Annotated in this window: 19 protein-coding genes; 8 read left to right on the top strand and 11 right to left on the bottom strand. The window is 72.9% G+C overall.

The genetic code is table 11. The annotated features are described in order from the left end of the window. Positions 1 to 7: 7 nt before the first annotated feature. Entirely contained in the window at positions 8 to 1,132 is a 1,125-nt protein-coding gene (locus UQW22_RS06305) for an epoxide hydrolase family protein (protein ID WP_407320053.1), read from the bottom strand. Between the two features lie 121 nt (positions 1,133 to 1,253). Here UQW22_RS06305 and UQW22_RS06300 point away from each other — a divergent pair, with 121 nt between their 5' ends. Then, positions 1,254 to 2,210, top strand: coding sequence for a helix-turn-helix transcriptional regulator (locus UQW22_RS06300; protein ID WP_407320052.1), 957 nt, complete (start codon positions 1,254 to 1,256; stop codon positions 2,208 to 2,210). Here UQW22_RS06300 and UQW22_RS06295 read toward each other — a convergent pair. Then, positions 2,180 to 3,082 carry a DMT family transporter gene (locus tag UQW22_RS06295; RefSeq protein ID WP_407320051.1) on the bottom strand — a complete coding sequence of 301 codons (903 nt, stop codon included), beginning with the start codon at positions 3,080 to 3,082 and terminating at the stop codon, positions 2,180 to 2,182. The two genes, UQW22_RS06300 and UQW22_RS06295, sit on opposite strands and share 31 nt — an antisense overlap. Positions 3,083 to 3,149: 67 nt before the next feature. Here UQW22_RS06295 and UQW22_RS06290 point away from each other — a divergent pair, with 67 nt between their 5' ends. From UQW22_RS06290 to UQW22_RS06275, 4 genes are all read left to right on the top strand, one after another. Continuing rightward, positions 3,150 to 3,794: a TetR/AcrR family transcriptional regulator gene (locus tag UQW22_RS06290; protein ID WP_407320050.1), complete on the top strand. Its 645-nt coding sequence runs from the start codon at positions 3,150 to 3,152 to the stop codon at positions 3,792 to 3,794. Beyond that, the gene (gene hrpA / locus UQW22_RS06285; RefSeq protein ID WP_407320049.1) at positions 3,791 to 8,554 is read left to right on the top strand and encodes an ATP-dependent RNA helicase HrpA; all 4,764 of its coding nucleotides are present in this window, start codon (positions 3,791 to 3,793) and stop codon (positions 8,552 to 8,554) included. Before UQW22_RS06290 ends, hrpA begins: the two co-directional genes overlap by 4 nt. Before the next feature lie 111 nt (positions 8,555 to 8,665). Next, positions 8,666 to 9,229 (top strand): DUF421 domain-containing protein, encoded by a 564-nt coding sequence (locus tag UQW22_RS06280; RefSeq protein WP_407320048.1) that lies wholly within the window; start codon positions 8,666 to 8,668, stop codon positions 9,227 to 9,229. A gap of 99 nt (positions 9,230 to 9,328) precedes the next feature. After that, complete coding sequence (locus UQW22_RS06275) at positions 9,329 to 9,553, top strand: PspC domain-containing protein (protein WP_407320047.1); 225 nt, start codon at positions 9,329 to 9,331, stop codon at positions 9,551 to 9,553. 7 nt (positions 9,554 to 9,560) lie between these two features. Here the strand turns inward: UQW22_RS06275 and kduI are convergent, their stop codons facing one another. The 8 genes from kduI to UQW22_RS06235 form a co-directional block, all read right to left on the bottom strand. Next, the gene (gene kduI, locus UQW22_RS06270; RefSeq protein WP_407320046.1) at positions 9,561 to 10,379 is read right to left on the bottom strand and encodes a 5-dehydro-4-deoxy-D-glucuronate isomerase; all 819 of its coding nucleotides are present in this window, start codon (positions 10,377 to 10,379) and stop codon (positions 9,561 to 9,563) included. A gap of 47 nt (positions 10,380 to 10,426) precedes the next feature. Further along, on the bottom strand, positions 10,427 to 11,191 hold the full coding sequence (gene kduD, locus UQW22_RS06265; protein ID WP_407320045.1) for a 2-dehydro-3-deoxy-D-gluconate 5-dehydrogenase KduD: 765 nt from the start codon (positions 11,189 to 11,191) through the stop codon (positions 10,427 to 10,429). After that, positions 11,188 to 12,450, bottom strand: a complete 1,263-nt coding sequence (locus UQW22_RS06260; RefSeq protein ID WP_407320044.1) for a glycoside hydrolase family 88 protein — start codon at positions 12,448 to 12,450, stop codon at positions 11,188 to 11,190. The genes kduD and UQW22_RS06260 overlap by 4 nt, the downstream gene beginning before the upstream one ends. 47 nt (positions 12,451 to 12,497) lie before the next feature. Then, the gene (locus UQW22_RS06255; protein ID WP_407320043.1) at positions 12,498 to 13,253 is read right to left on the bottom strand and encodes a ferredoxin-NADPH reductase; all 756 of its coding nucleotides are present in this window, start codon (positions 13,251 to 13,253) and stop codon (positions 12,498 to 12,500) included. Beyond that, positions 13,250 to 14,140, bottom strand: a complete 891-nt coding sequence (locus UQW22_RS06250) for a carbohydrate ABC transporter permease (RefSeq protein ID WP_407320042.1) — start codon at positions 14,138 to 14,140, stop codon at positions 13,250 to 13,252. The genes UQW22_RS06255 and UQW22_RS06250 overlap by 4 nt, the downstream gene beginning before the upstream one ends. After that, the gene (locus UQW22_RS06245; RefSeq protein ID WP_407320041.1) at positions 14,140 to 15,102 is read right to left on the bottom strand and encodes a carbohydrate ABC transporter permease; all 963 of its coding nucleotides are present in this window, start codon (positions 15,100 to 15,102) and stop codon (positions 14,140 to 14,142) included. Before UQW22_RS06245 ends, UQW22_RS06250 begins: the two co-directional genes overlap by 1 nt. Before the next feature lie 115 nt (positions 15,103 to 15,217). Continuing rightward, positions 15,218 to 16,534, bottom strand: coding sequence for an extracellular solute-binding protein (locus UQW22_RS06240; RefSeq protein ID WP_407320040.1), 1,317 nt, complete (start codon positions 16,532 to 16,534; stop codon positions 15,218 to 15,220). A 62-nt stretch (positions 16,535 to 16,596) separates the two neighbouring features. Then, positions 16,597 to 18,501, bottom strand: a complete 1,905-nt coding sequence (locus tag UQW22_RS06235) for a DUF2264 domain-containing protein (protein ID WP_407320039.1) — start codon at positions 18,499 to 18,501, stop codon at positions 16,597 to 16,599. A 184-nt stretch (positions 18,502 to 18,685) separates the two neighbouring features. Here UQW22_RS06235 and UQW22_RS06230 point away from each other — a divergent pair, with 184 nt between their 5' ends. Both UQW22_RS06230 and UQW22_RS06225 read left to right on the top strand, forming a co-directional pair. Continuing rightward, on the top strand, positions 18,686 to 19,135 hold the full coding sequence (locus tag UQW22_RS06230; protein ID WP_407320038.1) for a hypothetical protein: 450 nt from the start codon (positions 18,686 to 18,688) through the stop codon (positions 19,133 to 19,135). Then, positions 19,132 to 20,256, top strand: coding sequence for a substrate-binding domain-containing protein (locus UQW22_RS06225; protein ID WP_407320037.1), 1,125 nt, complete (start codon positions 19,132 to 19,134; stop codon positions 20,254 to 20,256). Before UQW22_RS06230 ends, UQW22_RS06225 begins: the two co-directional genes overlap by 4 nt. A 58-nt stretch (positions 20,257 to 20,314) precedes the next feature. Here UQW22_RS06225 and UQW22_RS06220 read toward each other — a convergent pair whose 3' ends face one another. Next, the gene (locus tag UQW22_RS06220) at positions 20,315 to 20,458 is read right to left on the bottom strand and encodes a hypothetical protein (protein ID WP_407320036.1); all 144 of its coding nucleotides are present in this window, start codon (positions 20,456 to 20,458) and stop codon (positions 20,315 to 20,317) included. 242 nt (positions 20,459 to 20,700) lie between these two features. Between UQW22_RS06220 and UQW22_RS06215 the strand changes: the two genes are divergently transcribed. After that, a complete protein-coding gene (locus tag UQW22_RS06215; RefSeq protein ID WP_407320035.1) occupies positions 20,701 to 21,873 on the top strand; it encodes a substrate-binding domain-containing protein in 1,173 nt (390 codons plus the stop codon). Positions 21,874 to 21,918: the final 45 nt, after the last annotated feature.

Genomic DNA, 21,918 nt, shown 5'->3' with positions numbered 1-21,918 from the left:
CGACCCCTCAGCCGAAGAAGACCCGCAGGTCCGCCACGACGTCGTCCGGCACCTCGAGGGCGGCGAAGTGGCCGCCCCGCGGGAACTCGGACCAGTGCTCGATGCGGGCGTTGTCACGCTCGGCGAGGCTGCGGATCGTCTGGAAGTCGTCGGCGAAGACGGCCACCCCGATCCGGCCGGTGCTGACGGGACTCGCCTGCGCGCGCTGCTCGGCGTGGTACTGACGCACCGCCGTCGCGTAGGAGCTGGTCAGCCAGTACAGGGTCGCCTGGGCCAGCACCTGCTCGGGCCGCACCAGCGACGTGCCGTTGCCGAAGCTCTCGAAGAGCTCGTGGTAGGCCAGCACCGCGACCGGCGAGTCCGCGAGACCCGCGGCGATCGTCTGCGGCCGCGACGCGTTCATGGTGTTGTAGGCGCCCACCGACTGGAACCACCGCATGTGCTCCAGCGCCGCGAACTCCCGCGGACCGAAGGAGTCCATCTCGCCCTCGGCCCCGGAGGGGAACGAGAACAGCTGGAGCACGTGCGCCCCGAGGAACCCCTCCGGGTCGACGACGGCGAGCTCCCGGCCGACGAGGGCGCCGTTGTCGCTGCCGTGCACCCCGTACGCGTCGTAGCCGAGCGCGCGCATGAGGGTGTCGTAGCCCTGCGCGACCTGCGCCGTCGTCCAGCTCTCGCCCACCAGCGGCGTCGAGAAGCCGAACCCGGGCACGGACGGGATCACCAGGTGGAAGGCGTCCTCGGCCCAGCCGCCGTGGGCGACCGGGTCGACCAGCGGGTCGATCATGTCGAGGAAGTCGAGCACGGAGCCCGGGTAGGTGTGGGCGAGCAGCAGCGGCGTCGCGTCGGCGTGCGGGGAGCGGACGTGCAGGAAGTGGATCGGCTGGCCGTCGATCTCGGTGCGGAAGCCCGGGTAGGCCGCCAGTCGGGCCTCGACGGCGCGCCAGTCGAAGTCCTTCCACCGTTCGACCATGTCGCGCAGGTAGGACTCCGGCGTGCCGTACTCCCACGAGTCGCCAGGTGCGGCGGGGGCGAAGCGGGTGCGATCGAGGCGCTCGTGGAGGTCGTCCAGGTCCGGCTGCGGGACCTCGACGGCGAAGGGGCGGATCGTGAGCTGAGCGGTGGTGTCCATGGCGGTTCTCCCGGTGTCGGCGCGGGGCTCGTGCCCCGCTGCTGTCTCCGACACTAGAAGGGGTTCAGGAACGTTTCGATCCGGTATTCTGAGCCGGTCGCGACGATGTCGGAGGAACCTCATGACGGCCACCTCGGCCCGCCTGCTCGCGCTGCTCGGCCTGCTCCAGTCCCGCCCGGACTGGAGCGGTCCCGAGCTCGCCGGACGCCTCGGTGTCACCGACCGCACCGTCCGCCACGACGTCGCGCGGCTGCGCGACCTCGGCTACCCCGTCGACTCGGTGCGCGGTCCCGGCGGCCGGTACCGGCTCGGTGCCGGCGCACGCCTGCCCCCGCTCCTGCTGGACGACGCCGAGGCCGTGGCCGTCGCCGTCGGCCTCCGCTCCGCGACGGGGACCGCCGGGTTCGAGGAGTCCGGGCAGTCCGCCCTGACCAAGCTGGAGCAGGTCATGCCGGACCGCCTGCGACGCCGGCTCGCCGCCCTGCGCTCGGCCAGCACGGCCGGTCCCGCCAACACCGACTCGGACGTCGATGACCCTCCGGTCGATCCCGACACCCTGACCGCCGTCGCCGACGCGATCCGCGACCGCCAGGGGCTGCGGGTCTTCTACCAGGGCGAACCCCTCGAGCTCGAGCCGTACCACCTCGTCGCGTGGCAGCGGCGGTGGTTCCTGGTCGCCCGTGACGTCTCGGGCGCGGGCTGGGCCCCGTACCGCGTCGACTGGCTGGAGCTGCGCACCCCTGGCGGGCGGCGCTTCGCCCCGGCACCGTTCCCGGGCGACCTCACCGAGTTCGTGGTCCGCGAGGTCGCCCGGACCGGCTGGGCCGTGCACGCCCGCATCGTCGTCGACGCCACGGCCGAGGACGTGCTCGCCCGCATCAACCCGGCGGTCGGCACGGTCGAGGCGCTGCCGGACGGGCGGTCGGTGCTGGTGACCGGCGGTGACAGCGTCGAGACCGTCGCCGTGTGGAGCGGCATGCTCGGGTTCGACTTCCACGTCACCGAGCCGCCGGAGCTGGTCGAGCACGTGCGCGTCCTGGCCGGTCGCTACGCGCGGGCGGTGGCCGGCGCCGGCTGACGAGACGGGTCCCGGCGCGTCACCAGCCAGACCGCCCCCGCGCACAGCAGCGCGCCTGGAACGGCGAGCAGCCCCGGGACCTGGCCGAGCTGCAGCGCGGCCCACAGCGCGGTGACCGGCGGCGTGAGGTACAGCAGGGCGCTCACGGTCTGCGGTCCGCGACGTCGCAGCACCAGGAAGTAGCACCCGTACCCGCCGACCGTCGACAGGACGACCACCCACACCACGGCCGCCCAGAACCCCGGGGCACCCGCGGGCGGGGAGATCTGACCGGTCGCGGCGGCGAGGCCGACGAGGGCCGCGCCCGCCGCGAGGGTGTGCAGGGCCAGGTCGCCGACGACGTCCCCGCCGGCGGGCGCACGACGCTCGAGGAGCGTGCCCACGGACAGCGAGAGCATGCCGCCGAGCGGCAGCAGGTACACCCACCCCGGCGCCGCTCCCTGACCCAGGTCGCCGAGGACGACGAGCAGCACGCCGGCCAGCCCGACGACCAGCCCGACGCGCTGACCCGACGTCGTGCGCTCACCCCACACCGCCTGCGCCAGCACGGCGACCACCAGGGGCTGCAGCGCGGCGACGAGGGCCGCCGTGCCGGCGTCGACACCCAGCGCGACGCCGCCGACGATGCCGCCCAGGTAGCCGGCCTGGGTCAGCAGTCCGACGACGACGGCGTGGCGCGCGCGCCGACGGGTCATGCGGCGTCGTCGCCCGGCCAGCACGGTGAGGAGCACGAGGGCCAGCGCCCCGGCGAGCAGGTACCGCCAGGCGAGCAGGGTCAGCGGAGAGGCGTCGCGCGTGCCCAGGTCCGCTCCGACGAACCCGGAGCTCCAGAACACGACCAGTCCGACGGCCGCCAGGGTGTCTCGTCTCATGGCGTCGACATAACCATACCGGTCTGTATACTCGCAGTCCCCTCTTTCCCCACCCGCGGAGGTCACGATGACGACCGCCCTCGAGCCCCCGACCCCCGTCTTCAGCGAGCCGGAGCTCACCCCCGCCGGCCACAGCCTCCTCGACGCCGCCAGCGAGCTCTTCTACGCCCGCGGCATCCGCGCCGTCGGCGTCGACCTCGTCGCCCTCGAGGCGGGGACGACGAAGAAGACGCTCTACGACCGCTTCGGCTCCAAGGACCGGCTCGTCGCGCAGTACCTCACCCGCCGCGGCGCCCGCTGGCAGCACCATGTCCTCGAGCTGCTCGCGGCCCGACCCGACCCCCGACGACGCGTGCTGACCGTCTTCGACGCCCTGGAGGAGTGGCACGCCGGTCAGGACCGCGGGTGCGCCTTCGTCAACGCGTACGCCGAGGTGGGCGCCGGCGACGACGCGACCCGCGACGTCGTCCGCCGCGAGAAGGAGTGGATGCGCCGGCTCTTCGTCGCCCTCGCCGCCGGTGCGGGCCTCCCCGCGCCCGAGGCGACCGGCGCCTCCCTGCACCTCGTCTACGAGGGGACGTTGGTCCTCTCGACGGCCGGTGGCCGCCCGTCCGCGCTGACCGAGGCCCGCGCCACGGTCGAGGCAGTCCTGGCGGCGCCGGCGCCCACCGCCGAACGAGCGTGCGAGGACTGCGAGAATGAGGGGTCGTGAGCACTGAGCCATCCCCCGCCCCGCAGCCCGCCGACGACGGCGGTGCGCGCGGCGACCGCCCGGAGCGCCGCAGCGGTGACCAGCAGGGCGGGCAGCGCACCGGCCAGGACGGCACCCGACGACGGCGCGGCCGCGGGGCGCGGAAGTCCGGCGCGGCGCGGAACGGCGGCAACCCGAAGGGCGGGACCCGGGACGGTGCCGCGCGAGCCGGCCGCGGCCCGGCACGGGTGAGCCGCGACCAGCTCGACCGGGCAGCGGCGGCGCGGGCCGCCGTCGTCGTCCCGCACATCACCTACCCCGAGCAGCTCCCCGTCTCTGCGCGGCGCGAGGACATCGCCGCCGCGATCGAGAAGCACCAGGTGGTGGTCGTCGCGGGCGAGACCGGCTCGGGCAAGACGACGCAGCTGCCCAAGATCCTCCTCGACCTCGGCCGAGGCCGGAAGGGCCAGATCGGGCACACGCAGCCGCGGCGCATCGCGGCACGGTCGGTCGCCGAACGGGTCAACGAGGAGATCAACGGAGCTCGGCCCCAGCCTCTCGGCGGGGTCGTCGGCTACCAGGTGCGGTTCACCGACACCTCGAGCGCGGACACCCTGGTCAAGGTCATGACCGACGGCATCCTGCTCGCGCAGATCCAGCGCGACCCGGAGCTGCTCGCCTACGACACGATCATCATCGACGAGGCGCACGAGCGGTCGCTCAACATCGACTTCCTGCTCGGGTACCTGTCCCGGCTGCTGCCGCGCCGCCCCGACCTCAAGCTGATCATCACCTCCGCGACGATCGACTCCGAACGGTTCGCGGCACACTTCTCACCGGCCTCTCTGGAGCGTTGGGCCGCAGCGGAGCGGAGGGTGGAGGCCGAGCGCAGCGAGGCATCCGCCGGCAGCGGCGCGCAGGCGCAGAGCGACCAGAAGGATCGTGCGCCGGTCATCGAGGTCACCGGGCGCACCTACCCCGTGGAGATCCGGTACCGGCCGCTGTCGCCGGACACGGACCCGGGCAAGCCTCAGAAGCGCAAGGGCGAGGAGAAGGACCTCGTCACCGGGATCGTCGAGGCCTGCGACGAGCTCATGCGGGAGGGGCCCGGCGACATCCTCGTGTTCCTCTCCGGCGAGCGGGAGATCCACGACGCCGCCGACGCCCTCGAGGGCCACCTCAAGGAGCGCGCCCGCGACCCGAAGCACCCGCAGCACGTCGAGATCCTGCCGCTGTACTCGCGGCTGTCCGCCGCCGAGCAGCACCGCGTGTTCCAGCAGCACTCGTCGCGACGCATCGTGCTGTCCACGAACGTCGCCGAGACGTCGCTGACCGTGCCCGGCATCCACTACGTCGTCGACCCGGGCACCGCGCGCATCTCGCGCTACTCCAAGGCCACCAAGGTGCAGCGCCTGCCGATCGAGCCGATCTCGCAGGCCTCGGCGAACCAGCGGTCCGGCCGCTCCGGCCGCGTCGCCGACGGCGTCGCCATCCGCCTCTACGCCCAGGACGACTTCGAGAGCCGGCCCGAGTTCACCGAGCCCGAGATCCTGCGGACCTCGCTCGCGTCGGTGCTGCTGCAGATGATCTCGGTCGGCGTCGTCACCACGCCCGACGACGTCGCGAAGTTCCCGTTCGTCGAGCCCCCGGACACGCGCGCCGTGCGCGACGGCGTCCAGCTGCTCACCGAGCTCGGCGCGCTCTCGCTGCAGGAGCGCGGCGGCAGCGGGACGAGAGAGACGCGGCTGACCGACGTCGGCCGTACCCTCGCGCAGCTCCCCATGGACCCGCGCCTGGCCCGCATGATCATCGAGGGCGCCAAGCACGGCGTCGCCCGCGAGGTCGCGATCATCGCCGCCGCGTTGTCCATCCAGGACCCGCGCGAACGCCCGGCGGAGTCCCGGCCGCAGGCCGACCAGATGCACGCCCGGTTCACCGACCCGACGTCGGACTTCCTCACCTACCTCAACCTGTGGGAGTACCTGCGCTCCCAGCAGCGCGCGATGGGCTCCTCGGCGTTCCGGCGCACCTGCCGGGCCGAGTACATCAACTTCCTGCGGGTGCGCGAGTGGCAGGACGTCGTCGCCCAGCTCCGGCAGATGTCCGGCCCGCTGGGCATCGACCTGTCTCGCCCCGCGCGCGAGGCGCAGCCCGCCGACCCCGAGAACCCGGACGACTGGCGGCGCGCCTGGGACGGCGACACCGTCCACCGGTCGCTGCTCGCCGGGCTGCTCTCCCAGGTCGGCATGCAGGAGACCAGCGAGGTCAAGGCGTCCTCCGTGGCGCACCTGCGCGGCGAGACCCGTGCCCGAGCGCTGCGGCAGGCCGCCAAGCGTGCCCGCAACGAGTACCTCGGCGCGCGCGGCGCACGGTTCGCCATCTTCCCCGGGTCGCCGCTGAGCAAGAAGCCGCCCGCCTGGATCATGGCCGGCGAGCTCGTGGAGACCTCCCGGCTGTGGGCCCGCGACGTCGCCCGCATCCAGCCCGAGTGGGCCGAGGAGCTCGCCGGCGACCTCGCCAAGCGCACCTACGCCGACCCGCACTGGTCCACCAAGCAGGGCGCCGCCATGGCCACCGAGAAGGTGCTGCTCTACGGCGTACCGATCGTGGCGGACCGCAAGGTGCTGTTCGGGAGGATCGATCCGGTGGGCGCCCGAGAGCTGTTCATCCGCCACGCCCTCGTCGAGGGCAGGTGGACCACCCACCACCGGTTCTTCGCCGAGAACCGCCGCCTGCTCGCCGAGGCCGAGGAGCTCGAGGCCCGCTCCCGCCAGCGCGGGCTCGTCGCCAGCGAGGACGACCTCTTCGCGTTCTACGACGAGCGCGTGCCGGCGTCGGTGGTCAGCGCCCGCCACTTCGACTCATGGTGGAAGAAGGCCCGCCACGACGACCCCGACCTGCTGACCTTCACGCTCGACCAGCTCGTCGATTCTGCCGACACCGCTGCGCTCCCCGAGATGTTCCCCGAGTCGTGGACGCAGGGCGACGTCGCCCTGCCGCTCACCTACCAGTTCCAGCCCGGCACCGACGCCGACGGCGTCACCGTCCACATCCCGCTGTCCATCCTCAACCGGGTCGCGCCCGAGGGTTTCGACTGGATGGTCCCCGGGCTGCTCGACGAGCTCTGCGTCGCCACCATCCGCTCGCTGCCCAAGGCGGTGCGGCGCGAGCTGGTCCCCGCGCCCGACGTCGGGGCCGCCGTCGCGCACTGGCTGCGGGAGAACACGCCCACATGGGAGGACATGACGCGGGCCGGTGACATGGCGTCGCCGTTCCACGTCGAGTTCTCGCGCGCCGTACGCGCGCTGCGCGACGTCGTCATCCCCGACGACGTGTGGGACGCCGAGCGCGTCGAGCGGCTGCCTGCCCACCTGCGCATGGCGTTCCGGGTCGAGGAAGCCTCCGGCGCGGCGGGTTCGACCGGCTCATCATCGCGCGACGGGCAGGGGCGCAGCCCCGGCAAGATGGGGCGGGTGAAGCGACCTGCTCCCGTACCGCTCGACGAGTCGAGGGACCTGCTGTCGCTGCAGAAGCGGTTGGCTCCGCAGGCGGAGGCAGCAGTGCGGGCGGCGGTGAAGGGAGCTGTGGGGGTCGCGCTCGAAGAGGCGGCGCGGGCAGCGTCTGCGTCGGGTTCGGGGCCGTCGGGGTCGAGTGCGGCAGCCGGTCCGACGTCGGACACGCCCGGGCGTCCATCCGCCTCGGTCGTTCCTCCCTCGGCTCCCGCCAGGCCCAGCCAGCCGGGGCTTTCGTCCGACGCCGGACCGGCCGCCTCCGCTGCGTCGTCCCCATCCGCTGACTCCCGCCCGGGTCATGGCGTCATCGTGGCGGAGGAGACGGGGCTGTCGACGTGGCCTTCCGTGCCTGGTGGGGAGCTGCCTCGGGTGGTGTCGACCGACCTCGGGGGCGGGGTCGTGGTGCAGGGGTACCCCGCCTTGGTCGAGGAGCCGGGTGCGAAGCGCGACGCGAAGACCGGTTCCTCGGTGGCGTTGCGGGTGCTGGCCGATGCGGCCGCGCAGGACGTGGCGCACGAGCGCGGGGTGCGGCGGCTGCTGCTCACAGAGACCGCGCTGGCGACCGCGCGCATCACGTCGCGATGGTCCTCGAAGCAGTCGCTGACGCTCGCGGCGGCGCCGCACCGCAACACCGAGGCGCTCGTCGCCGACCTCCAGCTCGCTGCCGTCATCGCGCTGACCAGTTCCGACGAGCTGAAGGCTCCCGGGACGCCCACCGGTGGACCGGTCGCTGTACAGATTCGGGATGCCGAGACGTACAAGGAGTCCGTCGCGTTCGTGCGGCAGCACCTGGAGGACGAGGTGCACCGGATCGTCGGTCACGTGGTGGCCGCGCTCAGCGCGTGGCGGACAGTCGAGGGCGAGGTGCGGGCGTCGTCGTCCCTCGCGCTGCTCAACACGCTGCAGGACATCCGCGACCACGTGGCCGGGCTGATACACGACGGGTTCGTGTCCGCCACGCCACCGCGACGGGTGCCGCACCTCGTGCGGTACCTGCGGGCGGCGTCGTACCGCCTGGAGAAGGCGCAGTCGAACCCGCACCGGGACGCCGAGCTCGCCTGGAAGGTGCACGACGTCACCGAGGCGTACGAGCGGGCGCGGGCCGCGTACGCCTCCGGGGCGGCCGACCCCGCGCGGGAGGCCGAGCTCGCCGAGGTGCGCTGGCTGCTCGAGGAGCTGCGGGTGTCGCTGTTCGCGCAGCAGCTCGGCACCGACGGCGCGGTGAGCGAGAAGCGGATCCGCAAGATCCTGAACCCCGGCGGTTGGTGATTCCGTTCGGCACTTCCCGCTCCGTTCGGCAGCTTGAACTGCCGAACGGAGCACGAGGTGCCGAACGAGCGCCTACCGTCCCCACCCAGCCGACCTCACGGAGACATCTCGATGCCCGACCCGCTCGGAGACCTGCTCTGGCTCACCCCGACCGAGGCGCTCGCCGTCGTCCTCGCCACGACCGGCATGTACCTCGCGATGATGCTGCTGGTGCGGGTGATCGGGCAGCGGATGCTCGGCGCGATGTCGAACTACGACCTCGTGGCGATCATCGCGTTCGGGGCCATCCTGGGGCGGGCGGCGCTGGGCGACGTCGCCGTGCTGGGCGGCGGGCTGGTGGCGATGCTGACGCTCGTCGCCCTGCAGTCGGTCGCCGGGGCACTGATCGTGCGGCCGCTCGGCGCCCGGGCGATCACGACCCGGCCCATCGTGCTCATGGCCGACGGTCGCGTGCTGGAGGACCAGCTGCGCCGCGCGCACGTGGCCGGCACCGAGCTGGCCTCCCAGCTGCGGCTCGCGGGCGTCCACCGGCACGACGACGTCGCGGTCGCCCTGCTCGAACCGACGGGCGCGATCAGCGTCCTGCGGCGGGGGACGCCGGTCGACGCCGAGCTGCTGGAGGACGTCATCGGCGCCCACCTGGTCCCGGAGCACCTCCTGGGGCAGCACGGCTAGCGTGATCCGCAGCCCGTGCACTGACCCTCAGCGTGGCCCAGGGTCGGATCCGGGGATCGCCGGATACCGGACCACCGCCGTCGTGCCTAGTGTCGAAGCATGAGCAATCCTCAGACCGTCCAGCAGCCCCGCAAGCTCTACCGCCCCGGCAACGGCCGCGTGATCGGCGGTGTCTGCGCCGGCATCGCCGACTACTTCGGCTGGAGCCGGGGAGTCGTGCGCCTCCTGACGGCGCTCTCGATCCTCATCCCCGGGCCCCAGTTCGTCGCCTACATCGTGTTCTGGATCCTCATGCCGGACGAGCGCAAGGCCTACGGGGCCTGAGCGCTCGTCAGCGGAGTTCCGTGGGGGGCACCGCGTCCATGTCGGTGAAGTCCTGGTTCTCCCCCGCCATGGCCCACACGAACGCGTACGACGACGTCCCCACGCCCGAGTGCACCGACCAGCTCGGGGAGATGACCGCCTGCCGGTCCGCGACCACCAGGTGCCGCGTCTCGGTCGGCTCGCCGCACAGGTGCAGCACCCGGGCGTCGGCGTCGAGGTCGAAGTACAGGTAGCACTCGGTGCGCCGGTCGTGGGTGTGCGCGGGCATCGTGTTCCACATGGAACCGTCGTGCAGCCGCGTGACACCCATGACCACCTGGCAGGACTGCACGCCCTTCGCGTGCACGACCTGCTCCAGCGACCGCCGGTTCGACGTCACCTGGTCGCCCAGCTCGAGGGTGTTCCCGTCGCCGGGGAGGTTCAGCACGGTGGGGTACGAGGTGTGCGCCGGGGCGCTGAACAGGTAGAACGCGGCACCCTCGCCGGCGAACGACACGTCGCGGGTCCCGCTGCCGATGTACAGCACGGCGCAGTTCGGCAGCTCGTACGTCTCGCCGTCGGCCGTCACCGTGCCGGTCGACCCGACGTTGACGATCCCGACCTCCCGCCGCTGCAGGAAGTAGTCGGCGCGCAGCTCGGCCGGGTTCGGCAGGGCGACGGGCTCGTCCCCGGGAAGCACTCCACCGATCACGATGCGGTCGTGGTGGGTGTAGACGGTCCGGGCCTCGCCGGGGACGAAGAGGTCCTCGACGAGGAACCGGTCGCGCAGGCCCTGGGTGGTCAGGCCGGGGACCTCGGTCGGGTTGGTGGCGTAGCGCTGTTCCATGGGTGGTGCTCCGATCGGTCGTTCGGGTCAGGTCGGCGGTCGGTGCCTCAGCGCACGAGCCAGCCGCCGTCGACGGGGACGACGGCGCCGTGCACGTACGCGGAGGCGGGCGAGGCGAGGTAGACGAAGAGGCCCGCGAGGTCCTCGGGAGTCCCCCACCGGCCGGCGGGGATGCGCGCCGAGATCGACTGCTCACGCGCCTCGTCCGCCCGGATGGGTGCGGTGTTGTCGGTGGCCATGTAGCCGGGGGCGACGGCGTTGACGTTGACGCCACGACCCGCCCACTCGTTGGCGAGCGCCTTGGTCAGGCCCACGACGGCGTGCTTGGACGCCGCGTATCCCGGTACGAGGATGCCGCCCTGGAACGAGAGCATCGAGGCGACGTTGACGATCGAGCCGGCGCCCCGCTCGAGCATCCCCCGGCCCACGGCCCGCGACAGGTGGAACACGGCGTCGAGGTTCACGGTGAGGACGGTGTCCCAGTCCTCGGCGGGGTGCTCGGACGCCGGGGCGCGACGGATGGTCCCCGCGTTGTTGACGAGCACGTCCACCGGGCCCAGGCCCGCCTCGATCTCCGCCACGGCCGAGTCGAGCTCCGCCGGTGTCGCGGTGGCCAGGTCGCGCCGCACGCTGAGCACCCGCCGGCCGAGAGCCTCGATGCGGGCGACGGTCGCGGTGGGCTCGCTGCGGTCCAGCAGCGCGACGTCGGCGCCCGCCTCCGCGAGCGCCACGGCGGCCCCCTGGCCGAGCCCGCGGCTGGTGCCGGTGACCAGCGCCACCTTCCCGTCGAGCCGGAACTGGTCGAGGATCATGCGTTCTCTCCGTCCGCGCCGGCGTCGGCCCGCGTGGCGGGCCACCACGGCGAGACCCAGTCGGGCAGCGTGAGGCGGGTCAGCGCCTCGAGGTAGTAGTAGTCGCCCCACAGGCAGCCCTCGTCGACACCCTTGCCCTTGGGGGCGTCGTAGACGGCGTGCAGCAGCAGCGCGTCCGCGGCGGCGGCGTCGGCCGGGGTGTATCCGGCGACGAGCGCGGTGAGCATCTCCCGCCCGGCGGCCTCGTAGCGCGCCGCCCGCTCGGTGTCCTGCGAGACGGAGGCGAGCTCGAGCAGCCCGCAGGCCGCGATGGCCGCCGACGACGAGTCGCGCGGCGCGTCGGAGCCGTCGCCGTAGACGAGGTCCCAGAACGGCACCCCGTCGGTCGGCAGGTGGGCGAGGAAGTAGTCGGCGCAGCGCTCGGACGCCCGCAGCGAATCCGGGTCCCCCGAGGTGCGGTGGTGCAGGGCGAACCCGTAGATGCCCCACGCCTGGCCGCGGGACCAGCAGGAGTCGTCGCCCGCGCCCTGCTCGGTGGCACCGCGCAGCGGCTCGCCGGACTCCGGGTCCCAGTAGAAGGTGTGGAACGTGGAGTCGTCGTCGCGCAGCAGGTGGGTGCGCACCTGGGCCACGTGCCGGTCGACCACGTCCGCGTACCGCCGGTCACCGGTGGTCTCGGTGGCCCACGTCAGCAGCGGCATGTTCATGAGGCTGTCGACGATGGTGCGCCCGCGCTGCGCCGGGTCGGACAGGTCTCCCCAGGCCTGGATGATGCCGGCCGAGGGCAGGACCCTCGTCAGGAGGTGGTCCGCCGCGGCCAGCGCAGCGTCCCGGGCCGCCTCGTCCCCCGCCAGCCGCCACGCGTTGACGCACGACAGCGTGTACAGGAACCCGAGGTCGTGGGTGTCCAGGTCCTCCCCCGCGTGCACCCGCCGGGCGAAGTCGGCGGCGTGCCGCAGCGCCGAGGCACGCAGCTCCTCGTCGCCGGTGAGCTCGACGGCGAGCCACTGCATCCCGGGCCAGAAGCTGGTGGTCCAGTCGCGGTTGGCTCCCTCCGCGAACTCGTCCGTGGCCGGGCGCAACGGGTAACGGTCGTCCCGCGTCGTGGAGTCGGGGTACAGCGCGCCGAAGGCCGTGGCGTTGCGCCGCACCGTCGCCACGGCGGCGGCGACGGCTCCCGGGAGGACGGCCGGCAGGGCGCGTGCGGCTCCGGGCGGCGGGTCGGTGGGCGCCGTGGCGCGCACGTCGGTGGAGGACATGGGTCGATCTCGCTTTCCGGCGCACCGTGGTGCGCCTTCGGGATGGTTCAGGAGGCGGCGTCGGACGCGAGCCGGGGACCGCCGTCGGTCACGACGGACCGCAGCGCGAACCGGCACCCGCCCCAGACGACGAAGAGCAGCGGGGCGGCGACGAACCCCAGGCCGACGGCGGGCCGCGTGGCGACGATGCCGGCGAGGAGGCCCAGCACGGCCAGGGCGGAGAGGCTGAGGTACCAGCGACGCACGGCCAGGTACAGGCTGGTGCGCAGCAGGTCCCGCAGCCGGACGCCCGGCAGCTCGGGCACGGCCGCGAGCGCCACGACGGCGGTGAGCACCGTCAGGACGATGAGGGTGACGAAGACGGGGATCGCCGCCGCGCCGATGCGGGCGCCCCACACGGCGGCGACGTCGACCGCGAGGACGACGACGGCGGCGCTGGTCGTCGCACCGATCGCCAGCGCCCGCCGGGCGTGGCGGCGGTAGGCGCGCCAGAAGGTGCGCACCGCCGTCGTCGACCCGTCGGCCGACAGCGCGGCGAAGACGGCGAACGCGGCGACCAGGGCGGGCGCGACGAGCGGGGAGAGCATCGCGAGCGCCGGCCAGGACACGGTCGGGTCCGTGGCGAGCAGCAGCACGAGGACCGGCAGGCAGGCCACGACGAGCATCGCGTTGGTCGCCAGCCCGACGTACACGGTGCCGAACACCGTCTCGTACGTCTCCTGGCCGACGAGCCGACGGCGCCGCTCGGGGCGAGGGCTCGTCGCGCTCGTCCTGTGGCCCTCTGGGCTGAGCGCTGCCGTCATCCCTTGACCCCCGCCGTCGCGATGCCCTGCACGAAGAACTTCTGCCCGAACAGGAAGATCACGGCGATCGGCAGGACGGAGATGACCGAGCCCGCCATGATGAGCGCGTGCTCCGCGTTGTACTGCCCGACGAACGTCTGCAGGCCGAGCTGCAGCGTCCACAGGTCGGGGCTGCGCAGGTAGATCAGCGGCCCCAGGTAGTCGTTCCACGTGTTGACGAAGGTCAGCAGCGTCAGGCTGGCGATGGCCGGGGTCGACAGCGGCAGGATGATCCGCCGCCAGATGCCGTACTCGCTCATCCCGTCGATCCGGGCGGCCTCGCTGAGCGACTCGGGGATGGACTCGTAGTACTGCTTCATGAGGAACACGCCGAACGCGCTGAAGGTCTGCAGCGCCAGGATCGACCAGAGCGTGTTGGAGAGCCCGACGTTCGAGAGCATGACGAACTGCGGGATCATGTACGCCTGCCACGGCACGGCGATCGTGGCCACGTAGAGCAGGAACAGCGCGTCACGGCCCGGGAACCGCATCTTGGAGAACCCGTAGGCCGCGAAGCTCCCGGTCAGCACCTGCAGGAACGTCACGCCCACCGACAGGACCAGGGTGTTCTTGATCCACGTCGTCATGTCGGACTTGGCCCAGATGTCGAGGTAGTTCTGCCACACGAACGGGTCGGGGATCCACTGCAACGGCACCGTGAAGACCTGGTTGTTCTCCTTCAGCGAGGAGATCACCATCCACACGAACGGCAGCAGGATCCCGGCGGCGGCCACCGCCAGCGCGGTGTAGCCGGCCACGCGGGACACCTGGCGTCGCCACCGTGCCCGCACCTGGGCGGGCCGCAGCGGCGTGGCCGACGGGTCGACGGACGGGGAGACGGCAGCCATCAGGCGTCCCTCCTTCGGTTCCAGAGGAACTGGACGATCGTCACGGCGATGCAGAGGAAGAACAGCGTCACCGCGACGGCGGACGCGTACCCGAACTGGTTCTCCTCGAAGCCCTTGGCGTAGATGAACTGGCTCAGCACCAGCGTCGACTGCCCGGGGCCGCCGTCGGTCATGACGAGGATGAGGTCGAAGACCTTGAGGCTGTTGATCGTCAGGATCACGGTGACGAAGAACAAGGTGGGGCGCAGGCACGGGAGCGTGACGTTCCAGAACCGGGACCACGGCCCGGCACCGTCGACACGCGCCGCCTCGTAGAGCTCGGGGGGCACCGTCTGCAGCCCCGCGAGCAGGAGCAGCATGTAGTAGCCCATCTCGCGCCACACGCCGACGATGATCACCGCGGGCATCGAGGAGTCGGCCGACGTGGTCCAGCCGGGCGGGTCGTCGACCCCCAGGAAGGTCAGGAACTGGTTGATCGGCCCGTACTCCGGGCTGAACAGCATGTTCCACACCACCGCGATCGCCACGATCGACGTGATGTACGGGAAGAACGCGACCGTGCGGAAGAACGCGACACCGCGCAGCTTGCGGTTGAGCAGCAGCGCCAGGCACATCGACGCCACCAGCGTGGCCGGGATGTGCACGGCCGAGTAGTAGATCGTGTTCCACAGCGCGGTGCGGTAGCTGGGGTCGCCGACCAGCCGGGTGAAGTTGTCGAGGCCGACCCACTCGGCGCCGCCGAACACGTTCCACTCCGTCAGGGACAGGTAGAACAGCGTCACCACGGGGATGAGGGTCAGCAGCGCGAACCCGACGAAGTTCGGCAGGATGAAGCTCCACCCGATGAGGGTGTTGCGCCGCTTGAGCCGGCTGCCCGGCCGGCGTCGGCGGGGGCCAGTCGGCGCACCCGGAAGGGCACCTGGGGGACCGCTGGTGCGGTCGTCGACGGCGGTGGTCGCCATGGGGGACTCCTGTGTCTCGGCGGGCGTACCCCGATGGTGCCGCGGTCGTCGCGGCACCATCGGGAGGTGCACCTGGTGGTCGGTTCACCGCGCTGCGTCGGCGGGCCTGCCTGTCTCAGCCGACCTCGGCCGTGAAACGTTCCTCGGCAGCGGACAGGGCGTCGGCCACGGACGACGACTCGGACATGATCTCCGAGTGCGCGTCCCCCAAGATGTTCTGGATGGCGGCGGTGTCGGGGTCGACCGGGTTCTCCGGAACGGTGTCGTGGGTCGCGAACGCGAACCTCGACAGCTCGTCGGTGGGCACACCGTCCAGGCCGAAGTACGTGTCGATGACGCCGTCACTCAGCAAGGCAGGCGTGATGCCGATCTCGGCGAGCGCCGTCGCGCCGCCCTCACCGGCGGCGAAGGACAGGAAGTCCTTGGCCGCGGCGACCTTGCCCTCGTCGATGGCCGCGTTGACGCCCAGGCCGGTGGGGTCGCCGAACGTCACCGGGGTGGCGTCCATGCCGGTGGTCGAGGAGTCCACCTGCGGGATCGGCGCCATGCCCCAGTTGAACTCGTCGGCGTCGCCCGACTCCTGCTGCGCGAGGAGCGTGGCGACGTACCAGGACCCCATCGGCATCATGGCGGCCTGCTGGGTGCCGAACTGCGCCTGGTAGGTGAGCTGGTTCGTCGTGACCGTGCCATAGTCGACCTGGTCACCGCTGTCCTGCAGGTCGACGGCGCGGTCGTAGAACGGCTTGAGGTAGCCGAAGTCGCCGCTGGTCAGATCTGCCCCATCGGTCTGGGCGAGGGCCAAGCCCTGCACCACCGACTGCCACGCGTGCTGATAGGTGCCGAAGGCGTCGCTGGCCCCCTCGAGACCGCTGGTGAGGTCCTGCGCGGCGGTCGTGTAGTCGTCCCAGGTCCACGAGCCGTCCGGCTCGTCGACGCCGGCCTGCTCGAAGAGGTCCTCGTTGTAGTACAGGATCCAGGAGTCCTGCCGGTAGGGCACGGCCCAGCTGGTGCCGTCGATCTCGTAGGATCCCGTGCCGCCGGTGACCGGGTCGAGGTTCTCCGCGACGTCGCTGACGTCCAGGAGCTGACCGCCCTCCTGATAGCTCGTCAGGTTCTTCAGGATCTTGAGGGGGTAGATGTCCGGCGCCGCGCCGGCGGCGAGGTCGGCAGTGAGCTGGGTGTCGTACTCGGCGGCGTCGTACTCGGCGAGCTCGACGGTGACGTCGGGGTTCTCCTCGTGGTAGGCGTCCGCCAGCTGCTGGAACTCCGGCGTGGTGGACAGGCTCCACCCGGCCATCGTGAGGGTGACGGGCTCGCCGGAGACGGCGACCGCGTCGTCGCTCCCGCCCGTGCCTCCGCCGTTGCTGCAGGCCGTCAGGGCCAGAGCGACCGCGACAGCTGCACCGGCAGCGGTGGGTATCGTGCGCTTCATCGCTGTTCTCTCCTTCGAGTGGACGGCCCTTCGTCGGGCCGTCGTGACAGGGGTCGTACGGGTCAGACCAGTCGCGTCGTCGTGGTGACGCCGTCGGGCCAGCGGACGACGGCGTCGGTGCCGTCGAGCGTGCAGGTGGCGGGTTGCTCCGCCGCCGGGTCGGGAGTCGTGCGCCGCAGAGTCAGCAGGGCGGCGAGCCAGCGGCCCGGTTCGACCGCGCCGTCGAGGGACGGCACCCGGGCCCCGTCGCCGAGCGGGCTGGCGCCGTCGCGGGTCGCGGTGCCGCCGGTCCAGCTCCCGACCAGCGGTGCCAGCCGGGAGTCCAGCCCGTCGCCGTCGACGGTGGGCCAGCCGGTGAGTCGCAGCGCGACGGGGGCCGCGCCCTCGCGCACGTCCTCGACGCGCACGCACCGCACCTCCCAGGGCCCGCGCACCATCGAGACGGTGGTCAGGGTGCCGGCGGGCGTCGTCGCGCCGCGGCGTCCGGAGCCGTGGTCGCGCTGACCCGGCTCGGGGTCGAGCCAGCGGGCATGGGCGCGAGAGGCCGCGACCCCCACGGCTGCAGCGGCGTCGCCCTCGACCTGCGGGGCGCGGAGCACCTCGAACCCGGCCCGGTGGGAGGCGTTTCCGGCGGCGTCGAGGAGGGTCACGGACTGCTCGGCGGGCGAGGCCCAGCTCTCCTCATCCAGCCAAGGGCTGGTGGCGGTCGAGTAGCCGAGTCGGGCGTACAGCGGCGAGTCGCCGACGTCGTCGCCGGGCAGGGCATGGTCGGTGCCGTGGTTGACGACCCGCACGACGCCGTCGGCCAGCGTGCCGCTGACGATCCAGCCGGGCGCGGCGATCGCCCGCAGGACGTCGGCCTCCTGGACGGGCAGCGGCTCGGCCGGTGCGGTCCAGGCGGGGTGGTCGGCGGGCAGCGCGAGCCCGAGCATCCCTTTGCTCGCCCAGTACGGCGAGCCGGGCCCCGAGTAGGACTGCGCGATCCGCGGCCAGGCGTGGTGCCAGCCGAGGGTGAGCAGGCCGTCGTCGTCGGGGGCGCCGTGTGAGGCGAAGTGCCCGACGACGGCGGAGGCGGCGTGGCGCAGCCGGCCCGGCGAGTGCGTGGGGACCTCGGCCATCGCGCCGACCCAGAACGGCGCGGCGGCGGCGAAGCGGTAGGTCAGTGACCGGCCCTGGAGGAGCGGCGACCCTTCGCCGCCGACCAGGGCGAGCGCGTCGTGCAGGAAGCGGTCGAGCCGTTCGGCGTCCTGCGCGCGACGCGTCGCGGCGAGGTCCTCGGCTCCGGCCATCCGTGCCCACAGTGTCGGGTACAGGTGCAGCGCCCAGCCGTTGTAGTGGTCGTAGGAACGATCGGCGCCGTCGGCGAGCCAGCCGTCGGCACGGACGTAGCTGTCGTGCGTGGCCAGGTCCGCGCGCATCTCGTTGAGCGAGCAGGGGCCGCCGACCGACCGGAGAAAGGTCTGCACCACGAGGCGGAACCAGACCCAGTTGTTGCGCGGGTAGGTGTCGTCGCCGACGGCCTCGACGAGGTAGTCCACGACCTGCTCCTGGACGCGGGCGTCGAGACGGTCCCAGATCCAGGGGCGGGTCATGTCGAGCATCAGCGCGATCGAGGCGGCCTCGACCTTGGCCTGGCCGTGCTCGGACAGCCGCCGCCAGCGCTCGGGCGACGACGGTTCGGTACCGGTGGCGATCCCGGCGGCGAACCGCTCGGCGTACCCGTGCGGGTCCTCGCCGCGCTCCCCCACGAGCCGGAACCCGGCGAGCAGGAACGTACGGGCGAAGCCTTCGAGGCCATCGATCGCCCGGCCGTAGCCCCCCTCGACACCGGGCAACGTCACGAGTGCGCCGCCCGGGGAGGTGAAGGGGGACACGGCGGCCAGCAACCGGTCCGCGTGAGCGGCCCACTGGTCCCGGGAAAGCTCACCAGCCCTGTAGGCGGGTGACAGCGTCGTCGGCTCGGTCATCTCGTCCTCGTCGTCGCAGCGGGATCGCCGACGGTGGCGATCGTGATCGGTCATCCATGACCGATCACGTTCGAAGTAAATAGGTCGCATTCTCGCTGTGTCAACCATGTTGCTGTACTGTGATGATCGTTTCCGATCGTTTCGCTGCTGGAACTGATCCCGATGCCGATCTCGATGAGGAGAGATGGGGACCGACCGTCGCACCGGGCCGCTCGCCGCGGCCCTCGCCCCGAACCTGCGCCGCACCGCCGCAGCCGTCGCAGCCCGCGCCGCCCGCGACCTCGGCGCCGTCCTGGCCACCGTGGCCGACCCGCACCTCGACCTTGCGGCCGGTGACGTCGTCGCCCAGATCGCCTGGACCGACCACGTGCTCGGCGACCTCCTCGAGGTCCGCCACCCCGGGCGGCGCGCCGTCGTCTGCCCCCTCGACGGGGCACCGTCGCTCGAGCTGACCGGGCCCGTCGACGTCACCGCCACCACCGCCGAGCGGGAGCCGGACGACCCGATGCTGCGCGACGTCCGGGGTGCCCGGCTGACCCGGCTCGACCTGGACGTCACCGCACGACGCTCGCTTCGGGTGCGGGTCGCGCGGACCGGCCCGACCTCGGCGCCCGCACCCCAGGAGGTCCGGTGACCTCCGAGTCCCCGCGGGGCCCGCTGCCCGCCGAAAGGCGGGCGCACCTGCTCGACGTGCTCGACCGCGACGGCGTCGTCCGCGTCGCCGACCTGACCACCGAGCTCGACGTCACCGCGGTCACCGTCCGCCGGGACATCGCCCGCCTCGAACGCGAGGGCCGCCTCACGCGGGTGCACGGCGGCGCTGTCACTAGCGGCCCCGGTCCGGCCTCGCGGCTCACCGACCGTGGGAGCGACGACGACGGCGCCCCCACTCGGCGCACAGTGCCCCACGCCGCCACGATCGGCGTGCTCGCGCCCTCGCTCGACTACTACTGGCCCGGCGTGGTGCGCGGCATGGAGGCCGAGGCCCGCCGGCACGGCCTGCGCATCATGCTGCGCGGGTCCTCCTACCACACCGCCGACGAACGACCCGCGCTGCGCCACCTCGTCGAGGTCGACGGGGTCCGCGGCCTCATCTGCGCGCCCCGGATGGACAGCCCGACGGCGGGCGACGTCGTCGACTGGCTGGCCGTTTCGGGCGTCCCCCACGTCCTGGTCGAACGGGAGGCCACCCACGGTCCGTACCGTGCCCCTCTCGAGGCCGTGGTCTCCGACCATGCGGCCGGCGCGCTCGTGGCCGTCCACCACCTGGCCGGCTTGGGGCACCGCCGCGTCGGTCTCGTGCTCTCCCGCGAGTCGCCGACCTCGCGCAAGATCGCCGCAGGCTGGCGGGCCGCCTGCCACGAGCTGGGCCTCAAGCACTTCGAGCGGCTCGCTCCCGACCGCAACCGGCCCGAGTTCTCCAACGTGGTCGACGAGGTGGTCGACACCGCCCTCACCTCCGGGGTGACAGGGCTGCTCGTGCACTCCGACCCGGAGGCGTCCGGCGTCGCCCAGCGCGCGATGGACCGTGGCCTCTCCGTACCCGGGGACCTGTCGATCGTCGCCTACGACGACGAGGTCGCGAACCTGTTCAGCCCGGCGATGACGGCCGTGCGGCCACCGCGCGACGCCGTCGGGCACGCTGCCGTGGACCTGCTGGTGAAACGGCTCGCCGACCCGGCCCGGCCCGGCCACCGCACGGCGATCAGCCCGCGGCTCATGGTCCGCGAGTCCACAGGTCCCGTGCGCCGCTGAGTGCCCCCGTGCCCCCGTGCCGCTGTGCCCCTGTGCCGCGTCAGGGGGTCAGCGCACGTCAGCCGGCGGTCAGCTCCCAGAGACCCCCCGCGGCGACGATCTCGGTGTCGGCGGCGGGCTGCTCCTCCGCCGCGGCGGGCCCGGCCGCTACGGCCCCGGCGGGCGAAGCCGCGAGCAGTCCCGAGACGGCGGCCCGTGGCACGTCGTGGTCTCATGGTGATCCTGCCCCGTTGAAGGACCGGCAGCGGTCCGCTTCGACCGCGCCGGAGCCCGCTCGGCTGGGAGATCGCTCCTGATCACTCAGTCCCGATCCGAACAGGTTCATTCGAGATCTCGGGTGGCCCGAGGTGCACTACCCACAGAAGGGTCCGGTCCGCTCACAACCGGTCGTCGGCACGTCCGCGCGGACGTGGGACGCTGTCGGACACCGACCGAGGAGGACGAGTGAGTTCCGGGACCGACCATCGCTCCACGCTGCCCGCCGAGCGCCGTGCACGCCTGCTCGCCGCGCTGCACCGGGACGGCGTCGTCCGCGTCGCCGACCTCACGGCCGAGCTCGACGTGACCGCGGTGACCGTGCGCCGCGACATCGTCCAGCTCGAGCAGGAGGGCCTGCTGCGGCGGGTGCACGGCGGCGCGGTCCCGACCGGGGGCGACGCGAGCGACCCGGTCGGCACGACCGACTCGACGGGCACGACCGGAACGACCGAGGCGCCCGCGCCGAGCAGCGACGCGCGTAGCGGGCCCGCGGGCGCCGTCGGCATCCTCGTCCCGTCCCTCGACTACTACTGGCCCGGCGTCGTCCGCGGCATGGAGGCCGAGGCCCGGCAGCACGGCCTGCGCGTGGTGCTGCGCGGGTCGTCCTACGAGGCCGACGACGAGCGACCCGCCCTGGAGCGCCTCGCGCAGATCGAGAACGTGCGCGGGCTGGTCGTCGCCCCCCGCGTCGACGGGAGCCGCTGCGCCGAGGTCGCGCGGTGGCTCGTGGACTCCGAGATCCCGCACGTGCTCGTGGAGCGGGAGGCGACGCTCGGACCGCACCGTGAGGTCCTGGAGTCCGTCGTCTCGGACCACGCGCTCGGCGCCCTCATGGCCGTCCACCACCTCGCGGGTCTGGGGCACCGCCGCGTCGGCCTGGTGCTGTCCCGGGAATCACCGACGTCGCGCAAGGTCGCCGCGGGCTGGCGCGCGGCCTGCGCCGACCTGGGGCTGACGAGCGAGGAGCACTTCGAGCGGCTCGCCCCCGACCGGCTCTCGCCCGAGTTCCCCGGCGTCGTGGACGACGTCGTCGCCACGGTGGTGCGCTCGGGGACGACGGCGCTGCTCGTCCACGCGGACGCGGAGGCGTCGATCGTGGCCCAGCGGGCCATGGAGAGCGGCCTGGCCGTCCCGGGCGACCTGTCCGTCGTCGCCTACGACGACGAGGTGGCAGGCTTGTTCAGCCCGGCCATGACGGCCGTGCGGCCGCCACGGGACGCCGTCGGACGCGCCGCCGTGGACCTGCTCGCCAAGCGCGTCGCCGATCCCGACCGCCCCGTGCACCGCACCGCGATCAGCCCGCAGCTCATCGTCCGCGAGTCGACCGGCCCCGCCCCGGGGGAACCTCCGAGCCGCTAACGTCGGAGGGGAACGCGCAGGACGCACCCGCCGACCACCGCGAGG

The organism is Isoptericola halotolerans, from assembly GCF_045689585.1.
In the GTDB taxonomy this organism is placed as follows: Bacteria; Actinomycetota; Actinomycetes; order Actinomycetales; family Cellulomonadaceae; genus Isoptericola; species Isoptericola halotolerans_B.
This window is presented reverse-complemented; position numbering and strand designations above follow the sequence as displayed.

What these genes read in the sequence shown, in the direction of transcription:
- UQW22_RS06305 (WP_407320053.1), bottom strand. Translation starts at nt 1,132, where the DNA reads ATGGACACCACCGCTCAGCTCACGATCCGCCCCTTCGCCGTCGAGGTC.
- UQW22_RS06300 (WP_407320052.1), top strand. Translation starts at nt 1,254, where the DNA reads ATGACGGCCACCTCGGCCCGCCTGCTCGCGCTGCTCGGCCTGCTCCAG.
- UQW22_RS06295 (WP_407320051.1), bottom strand. Translation starts at nt 3,082, where the DNA reads ATGAGACGAGACACCCTGGCGGCCGTCGGACTGGTCGTGTTCTGGAGC.
- UQW22_RS06290 (WP_407320050.1), top strand. Translation starts at nt 3,150, where the DNA reads ATGACGACCGCCCTCGAGCCCCCGACCCCCGTCTTCAGCGAGCCGGAG.
- UQW22_RS06280 (WP_407320048.1), top strand. Translation starts at nt 8,666, where the DNA reads ATGCCCGACCCGCTCGGAGACCTGCTCTGGCTCACCCCGACCGAGGCG.
- UQW22_RS06275 (WP_407320047.1), top strand. Translation starts at nt 9,329, where the DNA reads ATGAGCAATCCTCAGACCGTCCAGCAGCCCCGCAAGCTCTACCGCCCC.
- kduI (WP_407320046.1), bottom strand. Translation starts at nt 10,379, where the DNA reads ATGGAACAGCGCTACGCCACCAACCCGACCGAGGTCCCCGGCCTGACC.
- kduD (WP_407320045.1), bottom strand. Translation starts at nt 11,191, where the DNA reads ATGATCCTCGACCAGTTCCGGCTCGACGGGAAGGTGGCGCTGGTCACC.
- UQW22_RS06260 (WP_407320044.1), bottom strand. Translation starts at nt 12,450, where the DNA reads ATGTCCTCCACCGACGTGCGCGCCACGGCGCCCACCGACCCGCCGCCC.
- UQW22_RS06255 (WP_407320043.1), bottom strand. Translation starts at nt 13,253, where the DNA reads ATGACGGCAGCGCTCAGCCCAGAGGGCCACAGGACGAGCGCGACGAGC.
- UQW22_RS06250 (WP_407320042.1), bottom strand. Translation starts at nt 14,140, where the DNA reads ATGGCTGCCGTCTCCCCGTCCGTCGACCCGTCGGCCACGCCGCTGCGG.
- UQW22_RS06245 (WP_407320041.1), bottom strand. Translation starts at nt 15,102, where the DNA reads ATGGCGACCACCGCCGTCGACGACCGCACCAGCGGTCCCCCAGGTGCC.
- UQW22_RS06240 (WP_407320040.1), bottom strand. Translation starts at nt 16,534, where the DNA reads ATGAAGCGCACGATACCCACCGCTGCCGGTGCAGCTGTCGCGGTCGCT.
- UQW22_RS06235 (WP_407320039.1), bottom strand. Translation starts at nt 18,501, where the DNA reads ATGACCGAGCCGACGACGCTGTCACCCGCCTACAGGGCTGGTGAGCTT.
- UQW22_RS06230 (WP_407320038.1), top strand. Translation starts at nt 18,686, where the DNA reads ATGGGGACCGACCGTCGCACCGGGCCGCTCGCCGCGGCCCTCGCCCCG.